This window comes from Compostibacter hankyongensis, assembly GCF_039541075.1.
GTDB classification, from domain to species: Bacteria; Bacteroidota; Bacteroidia; order Chitinophagales; family Chitinophagaceae; genus Compostibacter; species Compostibacter hankyongensis.
This window is the reverse complement of record NZ_BAABFN010000001.1, coordinates 273,984-286,566: the sequence shown is the minus strand read 5'-3', so window position 1 is coordinate 286,566 and position 12,583 is coordinate 273,984. Positions and strand designations below refer to the sequence as shown.

General features: G+C 56.9%; 9 protein-coding genes. 1 reads left to right on the top strand and 8 read right to left on the bottom strand.

Annotated features, from left to right (window positions below; genetic code table 11):
- Positions 1 to 23: 23 nt before the first annotated feature.
- From ABD851_RS01100 to ABD851_RS01080, 5 genes are read right to left on the bottom strand one after another with little or no spacing between them, the layout of a single operon-like run.
- Positions 24 to 1,319 (bottom strand): DUF4861 domain-containing protein, encoded by a 1,296-nt coding sequence (locus tag ABD851_RS01100; RefSeq protein WP_344973952.1) that lies wholly within the window; start codon positions 1,317 to 1,319, stop codon positions 24 to 26.
- 41 nt (positions 1,320 to 1,360) lie between these two features.
- Positions 1,361 to 2,152, bottom strand: a complete 792-nt coding sequence (locus ABD851_RS01095; RefSeq protein ID WP_344973949.1) for a gluconate 5-dehydrogenase — start codon at positions 2,150 to 2,152, stop codon at positions 1,361 to 1,363.
- 41 nt (positions 2,153 to 2,193) lie between these two features.
- Complete coding sequence (gene kduI, locus ABD851_RS01090) at positions 2,194 to 3,039, bottom strand: 5-dehydro-4-deoxy-D-glucuronate isomerase (RefSeq protein WP_344973946.1); 846 nt, start codon at positions 3,037 to 3,039, stop codon at positions 2,194 to 2,196.
- 34 nt (positions 3,040 to 3,073) lie between these two features.
- Positions 3,074 to 4,297: a glycoside hydrolase family 88 protein gene (locus ABD851_RS01085; protein ID WP_344973943.1), complete on the bottom strand. Its 1,224-nt coding sequence runs from the start codon at positions 4,295 to 4,297 to the stop codon at positions 3,074 to 3,076.
- A 55-nt stretch (positions 4,298 to 4,352) separates the two neighbouring features.
- The gene (locus tag ABD851_RS01080) at positions 4,353 to 5,522 is read right to left on the bottom strand and encodes a glycoside hydrolase family 88/105 protein (protein WP_344973940.1); all 1,170 of its coding nucleotides are present in this window, start codon (positions 5,520 to 5,522) and stop codon (positions 4,353 to 4,355) included.
- A gap of 546 nt (positions 5,523 to 6,068) precedes the next feature.
- Here ABD851_RS01080 and rpoN point away from each other — a divergent pair.
- Positions 6,069 to 7,562, top strand: a complete 1,494-nt coding sequence (gene rpoN / locus ABD851_RS01075; protein WP_344973937.1) for an RNA polymerase factor sigma-54 — start codon at positions 6,069 to 6,071, stop codon at positions 7,560 to 7,562.
- An 80-nt stretch (positions 7,563 to 7,642) separates the two neighbouring features.
- Here the strand turns inward: rpoN and ABD851_RS01070 are convergent, their stop codons facing one another.
- The 3 genes from ABD851_RS01070 to ABD851_RS01060 are packed head-to-tail and all read right to left on the bottom strand — an operon-like array spanning position 7,643 to position 12,568.
- Positions 7,643 to 9,553, bottom strand: a complete 1,911-nt coding sequence (locus ABD851_RS01070; protein WP_344973934.1) for a heparinase II/III domain-containing protein — start codon at positions 9,551 to 9,553, stop codon at positions 7,643 to 7,645.
- A 25-nt stretch (positions 9,554 to 9,578) separates the two neighbouring features.
- Positions 9,579 to 11,525, bottom strand: coding sequence for a heparinase II/III domain-containing protein (locus ABD851_RS01065; RefSeq protein WP_344973931.1), 1,947 nt, complete (start codon positions 11,523 to 11,525; stop codon positions 9,579 to 9,581).
- Between the two features lie 29 nt (positions 11,526 to 11,554).
- On the bottom strand, positions 11,555 to 12,568 hold the full coding sequence (locus tag ABD851_RS01060; protein WP_344973928.1) for a DUF5627 domain-containing protein: 1,014 nt from the start codon (positions 12,566 to 12,568) through the stop codon (positions 11,555 to 11,557).
- Positions 12,569 to 12,583: the final 15 nt, after the last annotated feature.

The following is a 12,583-nucleotide window of genomic DNA, read 5'->3' as shown; positions in this document are numbered from 1 at the left end:
CAGCATAATCGAAGTTTTAGTTTTTATAAGTGTGTATTGCCTTTTCTGCTGATCTCCACCAGAATGGGATTGTTAAGTCTCGCCGCCTGCTCCTTCACATACGCCGCAAACCCCGCCCGGGTGGCAAACCGTTTGTCGCTCTGCTCCCAGCCCGCATAAAAATAAAAACGGACCGGCTGCGGTTCGCTCTTCAGACGCACATAAAAAGTATTGAAGAGCCCTGGCCTGTCTACAGGAGCCCGCGCGGCGCGGCCTTTCCCTGCCAGCTCGGCATTGGGAAAAACAACCGCCATACCGAGATTGTCCCCGTTTTCGCTCTGGCGGCCGTAGGTGCCGTAAGCGCCGAAGTTACCGTAGTTTTCGTTAAGCGGCGAAAGTCCTTCCTTGAGGTCCGGCACGCCGGTCAGCAGCTCTGCGCTGTCCAGCGGTCCCTGCAGGGTCACCGCGCTGCCGTAGCCGGATACGCCGGCCCAGATGCTGATGGTCTCGGACAGGGCAAAAGCCGTATCCGCCACATGGAAGCCGGTCTGGCTGATCCGCAGCACGGAGCGTACGGGGCCGTCCGCCAGCATGTCCACATGGGCGGTTTCCGACGGTCCCAGGGCATAGAGCGTATCCCGGTAACGCAGCCCCAGCCCTCCTGCGCTCAGCGAGTTGCCCACGGCCAGGATATCCATGCCCCAGTCGTGCAGCTCGTGATAGGAGGGTGTGCCCGGCGCCCCGATGTTTTCGAGGTACATCCGCGAAATTCTTTTGCCGTAAATATCTTTCTGATTGCGTTCGTCGAGGTATTGCCGGAAGGCGATACGGTCGTTTTCCCAGGTCGGACCTTCCATCTGGTAAAGAAAGGTGCCGCTGAGCTGACGGTGATGGTCCGTGGGGCGGTCTTCAGACTGCAGGGGAATATACTTCCGGGCCAGCGAGTCCCATTTCCCCAGGTAAATATGAGTACGCTTGGGAAAGACAGGGGCTTGTGCGGAATCCACCCAATCGTAGAAAAGACCCACCTGCTGGCGGGGTGCGAAAGCATACAGCAGGGCTATCTCATCCCAGCGGCCGTCGCCATCCAGATCATCCAGCTGGGAGGGCACGGGCTGCCCCGCCGAATCGCGGAACACCAGCACCGCATTGTCTGCGATCTCCTGGCGGGACCGTTCCCATTCTTCGCGGCGGATGACCACGGCTGCATCGGGCTGTGCAAATCCGCCCGGGTTGGTCAGCCTTACCGGAGGCTGCTTTTCCCGGGGCGGGGGCTGGTGACAGCCGCCCAGCGCCAGCAGCAGCGCGGCGGCAACCGGAAAATACCTTTTGCAAAGCATAACCGCTGTTTTATCGCATGCACCACGAATATACGTCAATCCTACTCGCCCATGGGCTTTCCGATGGTGGCCAGGATACCGCCATCCACGTAGAGAATCTGTCCGTTTACAAAATTGCTCGCCGCCGAGGCCAGGAATACCGCGGCGCCGCCAAGCTCATCCGGTTCCCCCCAGCGCCCTGCCGGCGTCCGGTTCAGGATAAACTCATGGAAAGCATTTCCGGCCACACGGAGCGGGGCGGTCTGGCTGGTAGCAAAATAGCCGGGGCCGATACCGTTTACCTGGATGTTGTGCCGGGCCCATTCCGTAGCCATGTTGCGGGTCAGCATTTTCAGCCCGCCCTTGGCGGCTGCATAAGCCGATACCGTATTGCGACCCAGCTCGCTCATCATCGAGCAGATGTTGATGATCTTGCCGCCGCCGCGCCGGATCATGCCCTTTACCACAGCCTGGGACATGAGGAAGGGGGAGGTAAGATCGGTACGGATCACCTCTTCCCATTCTTCCAGCTGCATTTCGGTAATCGGGATCCGCTTGATGATGCCGGCGTTGTTGACCAGAATGTCGATGGGGCCCACCTCCTCTTCGATGCGGGCAATATATTCCGCTACCTCCTCACGGCTGGTAACGTCAAATCTGTAGCCCGTGACCTTGATGCCATGGCCGCGGTATGCTTCCAGCGCTTTGTCGATCTTTTCCTGCGAGGAGTGGCCGTTGATGACAAGCGTGGCGCCGGCTTCCCCCAGGGCTTTCGCCATGGCCATGCCCAGCCCGTGCGTGGCGCCGGTGACCAGGGCGATCTTTCCTTCCAGTTTGAATTGCGATAATATCATAGTATTGCTGTTACCGGTTTTCGTATGCCCTACGGCGTCGTTTATCTTAACGCCGTGATGGCGCATTTGTCCATATCGTCATAATCGAGGTTTTCCCCGGCCATGCCCCAGATAAAGGTATAGTTGCTGGTGCCCGCGCCGGCATGAATGGACCAGGGGGGCGATATCACCGCCTGCTCGTTCTGCATCCAGATATGGCGGGTTTCATCGGTCTGTCCCATAAAGTGACATACCGACTGCCCTTCGGGTACCTCGAAATAAAAATAAACCTCCATGCGCCGGTCGTGCGTGTGTGCCGGCATGGTGTTCCAGACGCTGCCGGCCTTCAGCTCGGTCATCCCCATCTGCAGCTGGCAGGTCTTGACAACGCTGTTCACCAGCAGCTTGTTGATGACGCGGTGGTTGGCCGTTTCCAGCGAGCCCAGCTCCACGATCTCGGCTTCGGCCCTGGTTACCTTTTTGGTCGGGTAAGCCGTATGGGCCGGCGTGGAGTTGAGATAAAACTTCGCCGGTGCATTTTTATCCGCGCTGCTGAAAAGCACCTTCTTTTTCCCCTGGCCTACATACAGGGCTTCCTTATACTGCAGGGTGAATTTTTCCCCGTCTACTTCCACGGTTCCCGTGCCGCCTGTATTGATGATGCCGAGCTCGCGGCGTTCCAGGAAATAGCCGGCCTTCAGGACGTCGAGGGTATCCAGGTTTACCGGTCCGTTTACCGGCATGGCGCCGCCCGTCATGTGGCGGTCGTAATGACTGTACACCCAGCTGCACCGGTCGGCTTCAAAGAGTTTTTCAATCAGGAAATGTTTGCGTAATGCCGCGGTGTCCAGCGTCTTCACCGCTTCCGGACTGCCGGCATAACGTGTTTCGTAATGGGAAGTACTCATCGCTTAAAAGATTTGCGTTTACAGGGATCGTCTTTTATTTTAAAAACCATTTTTTATAGCGCATCAGCGCTTCTATGAAATAATAATCCGCATAACTGAGGGGCACATCCACCTCTACGTTGCCGGGAAGACCGCCTACGCTGTGCTTCAGGAGAAAGCCGCCATAGGTGCCCGGCGTACAGCGGTACCTGTCGCTGCTCAGGCTGGTCAGTATTTTCTCCGCCGCCTGCCGGTAGGTGGCGGCCGTCTTTTTCTTCTTCTCAAAGGTGCTCAGCTCCAGCAATGCCGAAGCCATGATGGCGCCGGCGGACACATCGCGGTAAGCATGGGGAATGTCCGGAGCATCGTAGTCCCAGTAGGGGATACCATCCTCGGGCAGGCGGGGATGGTTCAGCAGGAAGGCGGCGATATGTTCCGCCTGGCTAAGGTAGCGCTTGTCCTTGGTTTCGCGGTACATCATCGTATAGCCGTACAGCCCCCAGCTTTGGCCCCTCGCCCAGGCCGAGCCGTCCGCATAGCCCTGCGCCGTTTTTTTCTGCAGCACCTTGCCGGTTTTAGGATCGTAATCCACCACATGAAAGGTACTAAAATCAGGCCGGAAATGATTCCGCAGTGTGGTGTTGGCATGGGTTTCCGCGATCTTCCGGTAGGCGTCGTCGCCCTTCATGACGGACGCCTCGCAAAGCAGCTCCAGGTTCATCATGTTGTCGATGATGACGGGGAAGGTCCAGCTGCCGTGATCCCAGGACTTGATACAGCCCACCACGGGGTTGAAGCGGGTGGACAGGGATTGGGCGGCATTCAGCAGCACCTGCTTATAAGCTTTGTCGCCCGTCAGCCGATAGCCGTTGCCATAGCTGCAATAGAGCATAAAGCCCAGGTCGTGGGTACCTTTATAATACTGTTCCGGCGCCAGCAGCGCGGTTCTTTTTTCCGCTTCTGTTTTCAGGGCAGCGTCCTTCGTATATTCATACAGATACCAGAGGGTGCCGGGATAGAAGCCCGAGACCCAGGCCCGGGAGCCGACCGTTTCCAGCTTTTGCTTTACGGAATCGTAAGTGCGGGGCAGCTTGTCCGGGGGCAGCTCCCGCATCATCAGCTTATACTGGTCCACGGCAAAATGCAGATCGTCATCCACCAGCTTCTGCATAGCGGCGCGATTGCTCCGCTGAGCAAAGACGCTGCCGCTCAGCAGCAGACCAAGAAGCAGTGCCGCGCAACGGGCGGCCGGCAGGGAATTTTTTCTGAGCAAAAACATGTATTTACATTTAAAGTGTTCCTGTCATGCGGTTACGGGTACATTCTGCCCGCGGCTATTTTTTCCGCGGCTCACCGCCGGCCATCCTGTACAGCTCGCCGCCGGAAAGCAGGAAGGCGCCGACGCCGTATACCTCGGTATTGTCATAGCTCACCTGGTCCGGTGCGCCGCCGATACGCTGCACATAGCCCAGCATGCCATCCGGGTGGAGACAGCTGACCAGGGCCGCCCAGGCTTTCCACACCACGGGGGCATAGGCTTTTGCATCCAGCAGCCCATGGTTGATACCCCAGGCCAGCGCATAGCAGTAGAAGCCCGAGCCGCTGGTTTCCTTCACCGGATAGCTTGCCGGGTCCAGCAGGCTGGCGTGCCAGGTGCCGTCCGGCTGCTGCAGCGAGGCAATGCGCGCCGCCATATCGCGATACAGCTTCACCCAGCGGGAACGTGTGGGGTAATGCTCCGGCATGTTCTCGAGCACCCGTACCAGGCCGCCCATGACCCAGCCGTTGCCGCGGGACCAGAACATTTTCTGGCCGTTTTTTTCCTTTTTGTGCAAAAAGCTGCCGTCGCGGAAATAGAGGTGCTCGGCAGGGTCGTAAAGATAGGCGGTGGTTTTCCACCAGAGGCTGTCCACGAGGTCCATATAACGGCGTTCGCCCGTCACGTTCGCCAGCATCGCCAGCGGGGGCGGTCCCATAAAGAGGGCATCGCACCAGGCCCATTCCCGCAGCTGTACGCTGTTCTTCCAGTCCAGGGGTTCGGTATGCGGACGGGCGATAAGCGTATCGGCCAGCAGTTTCAGATCGGCGATCATGGCCGGATCGCGGTAGACGGCGTAGAGGTCGCAGTACATCTGACCGACACAGTAATTGTCGGCAAAGTAACGCGCCCGGCCGTCTACGATCTTCCAGTCGTATTTATCTCCCACCTCTTCCTTCAGAAAATGATAGTAGGTACTGTCTCCGGCTATGGAAGCGTAGGCGAGCAAACCGGGATAAAGCGCCCCGTTGGTCCAGTCGCGCGCGGGGTGACGCCAGCCTTTGTTCCGGATGCTGTCCAGCTGCCAGCGGGCCGTTTTTTGCATCAGCCTGAAAATAGAATCGGGGGTGAATCCCTGTGCTATCCCGGTGCTGCGGGCAATGCGGGAGGAGGTTTGGCAGCTGCTGAGCAGCCCCCCTCCGAGTGTGGTGAGGATGAGCAGTAGCGTAATCGGTCGTTTGAGCATCGTTTTTCAGCGTTTTTAAAGTTCCTGTTCCTGCCCTTAACCCGCTTTCGCAGGCCATCCGCCGGCCCTGCCGGCAGGGAGCTGCAGGGTTGCCGGGGCAACGGATGCGGAAAGGGGATAAAGATAAGCGAAAGGAGGCAACGGCGCAAACGATTGCAGCGGAAAGCAGCGGATGTGAGGCCGGCCGGCAGCAGCCCCGTTGCGGCAGTAAGGAACGTTGTTGCATCTCGCAATACGGCCGGTACTTTCGCGACAAAATGAAGCTTTTGCCGAAGCAAGAGCCGCTTTGCAGCGCCGGGCAACAGCGGACGGGAAGCCACGGGGAGACGGGAAACAGCCCGGGGAGGCGGAGAACGGGAAGCCGCAGAGCGGACCGGACCGGCGGCGGTGGTTTGCCCGATCCTGCCGGGAGGTCCGCTCCGGGAGGAGGATGACAAAAGGCTGTCGGTTAAAAACGAAACCGTTAGCCGGAAAAACTGAATCAAATTGTAAACTGTTTCGAACTGGGAATGTTCTTATTTTTGCGAAAATAAACAGGAGACCCGAATGGCAATGATGCGTCAGACCCAGCAGCAAAAGCTGCTGCAGAAATTATCCCCACAGCAGATTCAGCTGATGAAGCTGCTGCAGGTGCCTACTGCAAACCTTGAAGAGCGCATCAAGGAAGAGATGGAGGAAAATCCTGCCCTGGAATACGGGGACGAAAAACACGAAGAGGAACACAACGAAGAAGATCCCTATACCGCCGAAGAGAACGGGGAGGACTTTGAGCCGGACGGAAGCGAGGAGGAATACGGCAACATCGATATATCGGAGTACATTGCCGAGGGCGACGACGACATTGCGGACTACCGGCTGCGGGATGAGAACTATTCCGCCGACCAGGAAGAAAAAAGAACCATCCCCATCCGCGTGGAGGATACTTTTCACGACCTGCTGGGGGACCAGCTGGCCATGCTGAACCTCGATGAAAGACAACGGAAGATCGCCCAGCAGATCATCGGCAGCATCGACGACGACGGCTATCTGCGCCGGGATGTGGAAGCCATTGTGGACGACCTGGCCTTTTCCCAGAATATTTCGAGCAATGCCGCCGAAATCAGCGAGCTGATCCAGCGCATCCAGGAGTTCGATCCCCCCGGCGTCTGCTGCGCCGACCTGCAGGAATGTCTGCTGCTGCAGCTGAAAAGAAAGCCGCAGGACGATGTCAACGTGATCAATGCGCGGCGCGTGATCAGCGAGTACTTTGACGAGTTCACCAAAAAGCATTACGAAAAGATCCAGCGGGGCATGGGCCTGGACGACGAAGCGCTGAAAGCCGCCATCTCGGAGATCATCCGTCTCAATCCCCGCCCGGGCAGCAACTATAACCAGGCCAGCAAGGCGGAAAGCTACATCGTTCCGGACTTTATCATCTTTAACAACAACGGGGTGCTGGAGCTTTCCCTCAACGCCAAGAATGCGCCGGACCTGCGTATCTCCGAAGGATACCGCGAGATGCTCAAGGATTATGACCGGGGCAGCAAAAAAGACAAAAGGCAGAAAGAGGCCGTTTTGTTTATCAAGCAAAAGATCGATGCCGCCAAATGGTTTATCGACGCCATCAAGCAACGGCAGCATACGCTGCTGAGCACGATGGAAACCATCATGCAGTACCAGGAAGAATTTTTCCTCACCGGCGACGACACTACGCTGAAGCCCATGATCCTGAAGGATATTGCCGATCGGACGGGGCTGGACATCTCCACCGTGTCCCGGGTAGCCAACAGCAAATATGCGCAGACCGAATTCGGTACTTACAAGCTCAAGTACTTTTTCTCCGAATCGCTTTCTACCGAAAGCGGGGAAGAGGTATCCACCCGCGAGGTGAAAAAGATCCTTACCGACCTCATCGAACACGAGAACAAGCGAAAACCGCTGAGCGACGAAAGTCTCACCAAACTATTACAGGAAAAAGGCTATAACATCGCCCGCCGGACGGTAGCCAAGTACCGCGAGCAGCTGAACATCTCCGTGGCCCGTCTGCGGAAGGAGCTGTAGGGCTCCCTATGGTAATGGCTGATGCCGCTGCTTCCTGCGATGCTGCCGCCGCGCCGATGCTTGCTTTTCCCGCGCTGTCTTTACTCCGGCCCGGACAGACGTACCCCGACGGACCCTTTCCCCTTCTCCGAAAACAGATAGGCCGGGCAGCGGATCTCTATCCGTTTCAGGCCTTTGATCTGCCGGTCGATCTTCAGCGGGGGCGGGTCCAGCGATACGACAGAAACCGATAATTCCGGACGGGAAAGTATCTCCAGCTTCAGCTGTTTCCCGCCGCGGTGCAGCACGGCTCCTCCCTTGACGATCTCCACATCCGCCGTGGTCATGAGCTGCCAGGTGATCATTTTCGTGGAATCGGTAAGGGTAAAGTCGTCCCGGATCAGCAGCGAATGGTTGTTTTCCATGACAAGCTTCCGGGTGACCTGGTCCAGCCGCCCGTCGTAGACCGGCGTAAGGTCGATGGTGGCCTCCGGCTGCGCGCCCGCGCTGAAGGCGGTAATCTCCGCCTTTCCGTTGACGTCGAACAGCCGGTTGTTGACCGAAAGTGTGCTGTGACCGAAATTGTTTTTGGTCAGCAGCTTCCAGCGATCGCACTGCTGGCAGGATCCCCAGAGATCGAAGCCGGTCTTTTCCACTTCATAATAATCCTGGGTGCCGGGGTCCACCACCCAGCGGACGCCGTCCAGCTCGAAGATAAAGGAGCCCGCATCCATGTTGCCGTGGCTGTTGCTTCCCCGTCCGCCCTTTGCGCCTACATAAAATCTTCTGGGATCACCGTCCCGGCTCCTGAAAAAGACCACGGGATTCGGCCCGTCTCCCTTCCAGACCGTGGGCAGGGTGGTTTCCTTTCTGTCGCCCTGTCTGTTTTCAAACTGCGATATCCAGATAAGACCCGCCCCGGCGTGGCGCGGAAGCTTTCCCATGCTGTCCGGGGCCATCAGGAAACGCTGCTTTTCAAAATAGCTGCCGTTGCCGGTCTTTACCGCAAACCAGGCCAGGGTCATATCCCCCTTCGCGCCGCGCTTGTCCCCGCAATCGGAAAAGTTGTAGTACCATCCTGAAGGGGCCACGCTCAGGAGCCGGAAATCGGCGCTTTCCATCAGGGGACGGTAGGCAGACAATCCGAAGTCGGTACCGAGCGCGCTTTCCAGTATGGAAGCGGTGAGCGCAGAAAAGGTAGTGCCGTAATCCCAATAGGTGGCGCCTTCGGGATAGGCCCCGTCGGGTGCATATTGCTTTAACGCATAGGGCATGCCCCGCAGGGAGCGGGTGATGGTCCTCGCCGCCAGTGCAGGGTCTTTACCGGCAACGGCCAGCGAAGCGGCGATCATTCCGCCGTTGCAGACCTGATTCCAGTTGTTGGTACCCCTGATCCATCCCATTCCTTTGCCGTAGCTGGGTTTTATCCCTTTCTCGATCAGTGCGGTTTGGGCCAGGTCCTGTGTGGACCTCGGCAGCTTCCCCTGCGTCCAGTCCAGCGCCAGGGCTACAGCCATCGACATCTCCGCCACATCCAGAAAATGAGAGGGGTTCCAGTCCTTGAAGCCGCAGACCGCCAGCAGCTCCCGATTGATCCGGTCCAGCGACCTTGCATCTTTTTCCATCACATAGGTCATGCCCAGGATATTCATGCGATAAAGCATCTCCCGGGAAACGGCGAGCAGCCGCTTGCCCGTTTTTTTGTATACCAGCAACGGTTCCTGCATGATCTTATCCGCATTGAGCCGGATGCTTTTATAGACGTTCCCGACCACGGGGTCGCTTTTCAGCGATTTTTTGAGCTGCGCCTGCACATCCGGGGTAAGGATCAGCCGGGGGCCTTTCTTCCGGAGGTGGTGCTTCAGAAAATCAACGCTCACCGAATCCCGGAGGATGGAAGAGTCGCTTTGTACGGAGGCGCCGGCGCGGAATATCGCATCCGGACGGGCGGTTAACGATATACACAAAATAAACGATACCGTCAGGCAAAGACGGGGCAGGGTATGTTTCATCTGTCAGTATTTGTTTTTTATCAGTTTATCCCTTTTCAAAAACAAGGCTGTAACCGCCCTTAAGATCATGTTTCCTGCTGATCAACAGGAGCCGCCGTAAGGAGCTTCCCCAGGCATGGATGAGGGAGGGATCATCCAGCTTGCGGTCCTCGATCTTCACCTCAAACTGCCGCGGATCATAGCGGATCTTCAGGCCGTAGCTGTTGTCTTCGCTCTTCAGGATGATGTCGCTGCCTTTGACGGTTGCCTGCAGGGGCGTGATCAGGGACAGGGTGAAGGGTTGCTTATATTCCTTCAGGGCATATTTTTCCCGCAGGGTGATCCGGTCTCCACCGAAAGTAAGCGAGCGGATCCAGGAGTCGACGCCGGCGGCTTCCGGATAGGCGCCGGAAATGTCCATGGACAAAGCGGTCTTGCTGCGCCCTTCCGAAAAATGCACATTCCGGGCGCGGAAATCCTTCCCCTGGCGCTGCATCACCCCGTTGATCGTGGGAAGGTTGTGCCAGGCCGATTGCATGGTGAATATCTTGTACCGGTCTTTGCTGAAGGTCTGCCGGGTATAGGTGCCCACGCCGATATCGATGACGGCCGGCTTGCCGTCGGCATAAATGATAAAATTGCCGACGTCGTTGTGATTATGGCTTTCATCATTCGTTCCTCCTTTGGCCGCGAGGAATAGTCCTTCGGCGCTCCCTGCCTGGCGGCGGACGGTCAGCACCTGCAGGTCGGGGAGCCATGCTGTCTTGGGCAGGGGCTGCCGCGGGGTCGCCTGCTGTATCTCGGGAAAGATCTGCAGATAGCTGATAAAGCGGTCCAGGTTGCCCTGCATATGACTAAACTGCCCGGCGGCCGATCCGTCCTGGCTGGCAAAATAAGCGGCAAAGCTCTTCAGGTCCTCATCCCGGCAGGCCTGTCCGAAGGTGAAGACGGCGGTAATATCCGGCGTGGTTTCGGGGTGTGCATCGGCAAAATCAACGAACGCGTTTCCGCCGATGTTTAACTTATAAATGTACCGGCCCATATTGCCGATAAGCGGACGGTCCGTGATCCGCACCTTTCCCGCCGTAGCATCGTCGAGCCACTGCAGGTAACGGATCAGCGCCCCCCCGGCCATGGTCCAGTAAGAAGGCCCTTCGTCGCAGCCCCCGTCTTCAGGGTACTGGTTGATAAACTTGTCCACGCTCTGCATGGTCTTGTATACCGTTGCGGTAAGACGGGCATCTTCCTTTTCCACCAGCAGGGCGCTGAGCAATACATTCCCGTTCACCCAGGGATTCCAGTTGTTCACCGATTGCCCGTGGAGCCCCATCCACCAGAAGTCGTCCCGGCCGAGATAAGGGGTAACGATCCGCCGCTCCAGCTCATATACGATCCTGCCGGGGATAACAGGAGAGACTGCCGCCAGCGTATCTTTCAGCAAAAACCAGATCCAGGCCAGCTGCGAAGATGTTGTGGCGGCGCCCAGGTCAATGATGTCCTCCCCCGGATACGGCAGGGGGCTGTATTTTTTCTGCAGGGAGAGATGGGCGGGATAGGCCCAGGTACTTTCTTCGCAAATGGCCCAGACGCCGTTCACGATCTGGGGAATAAAGCGTCCTTTCCGCTCCAGCAGCTCTCCGATGACCAGCTCATTCAGCACCCTTCTTCTCGCCTCCCGCATGTTCTGATAGTTCGTGCGGTTGCCATTCTGGCCAAACTGCAGAAAAACGGTCGCCGGCAGGTTGGGCCAGGCATAATCGAGGTCCTTTTCGCTCCGGCTGATCAACGTCTGTCTTACCGTATCCGGCAGGCGGCCGAGCAGCTGACGGATGTTTTCCTTTTCCGTTTTCCGCCAGCTTTCAATGTGTGCAAGACCGGAAGCAAGGGCTGTTTCGGTGGTACTTCCGGCCAGCCAGTTCCGTTGGGCAAGCAGCTTTCTTCCCGGGCTAAAAATCAGCGCTGCGATCAGCCACAACAGGATTCTTTTTCGCATAATGTACTGTTTATCGTTTTTCAAAAATCTCAGTAAACAACGGGAGTATAGGTTTCCATAACCACTTCTCTGTCCCTGACCACCAGCACATCCGTCGCCGTGCACGTGTTTTTACCGTCGGAAACGGTATAGGTCAGCTGGATGCCGTCTCTTTTTTTGTTTCCCCACGCATATGCTTTTGACTTGAACTCACCCATGCCGCTGACCGTGTAGGGAGCGCCGGCCGCCGCAGTAACGGTACACTTGTTTCCGTCAAAGGTGAGCAACATGGAAACCTCTTCAGGCAAAACGGAAGTGTGGAGAAAGGTAGAAAAAGCCACCTCGTACCGCCCGGTGGTGGTCAGCTTGGACACCGGGTTGTTCTCTACATACTTTTCGCTGTAGGTAGTATCCTCCGTCACGGCGCCGGTCGAATCCTTGAGCGTGCTTTTTCCATAATGAAAATAGTTGCCGTGATACTCATTGATATATTTGACGGCAAACATGGTAAAATTCTTGGGCGGCTCTGTCCATTGGGAAGCCACCCGGGGATCCGCATCGGGACTCTCGGTTTTCCCGGCCAGAAGGGTATCCACATCCTCCGATCCCTTGAGCCGTACGGGGATCACATAGGAAAGCCTTATGGCGTCAGGGTCTTCAAAGAAAGCGTCTGTCAGCTGCACCGTTACCCCGCTGTACATCTTTCCTTCCGGAATAACGATGTTATCCGCACTCAGGCTGTAGTATTTTGCGGGCATGGGCCGTATGGTGTCGCCGCCGGACGAAAACAGGATATGGTCGGTCAGGCTGTTGTCCACTGCTATGCTGAACGTTCTTTTTTTGTCGTTTTCATACACCCCGCCGATATGGGCCGAGATCAGAAACTGGTGATTGTTGTCGTTCGTGTTGTCATAGATATAGTCGCCCAGTACAAGGGTCCTTACGGGAAACTGATACGGGAAATAGCCCGACGTGTATTCAAAATCGGGGTGGGCTATTTCGAAATTATGACAGGAACACAGCATGACAGACAGACTTGCCAGGACAATATATTTCTTTTTCATTTTTTCTTTTTTGGT

Bases quoted from the DNA above. Each gene is read 5' to 3' on its own strand.
- ABD851_RS01100 (WP_344973952.1), bottom strand. From the start codon at position 1,319: ATGCTTTGCAAAAGGTATTTTCCGGTTGCCGCCGCGCTGCTGCTGGCG.
- ABD851_RS01095 (WP_344973949.1), bottom strand. From the start codon at position 2,152: ATGATATTATCGCAATTCAAACTGGAAGGAAAGATCGCCCTGGTCACC.
- kduI (WP_344973946.1), bottom strand. From the start codon at position 3,039: ATGAGTACTTCCCATTACGAAACACGTTATGCCGGCAGTCCGGAAGCG.
- ABD851_RS01085 (WP_344973943.1), bottom strand. From the start codon at position 4,297: ATGTTTTTGCTCAGAAAAAATTCCCTGCCGGCCGCCCGTTGCGCGGCA.
- ABD851_RS01080 (WP_344973940.1), bottom strand. From the start codon at position 5,522: ATGCTCAAACGACCGATTACGCTACTGCTCATCCTCACCACACTCGGA.
- rpoN (WP_344973937.1), top strand. From the start codon at position 6,069: ATGGCAATGATGCGTCAGACCCAGCAGCAAAAGCTGCTGCAGAAATTA.
- ABD851_RS01070 (WP_344973934.1), bottom strand. From the start codon at position 9,553: ATGAAACATACCCTGCCCCGTCTTTGCCTGACGGTATCGTTTATTTTG.
- ABD851_RS01065 (WP_344973931.1), bottom strand. From the start codon at position 11,525: ATGCGAAAAAGAATCCTGTTGTGGCTGATCGCAGCGCTGATTTTTAGC.
- ABD851_RS01060 (WP_344973928.1), bottom strand. From the start codon at position 12,568: ATGAAAAAGAAATATATTGTCCTGGCAAGTCTGTCTGTCATGCTGTGT.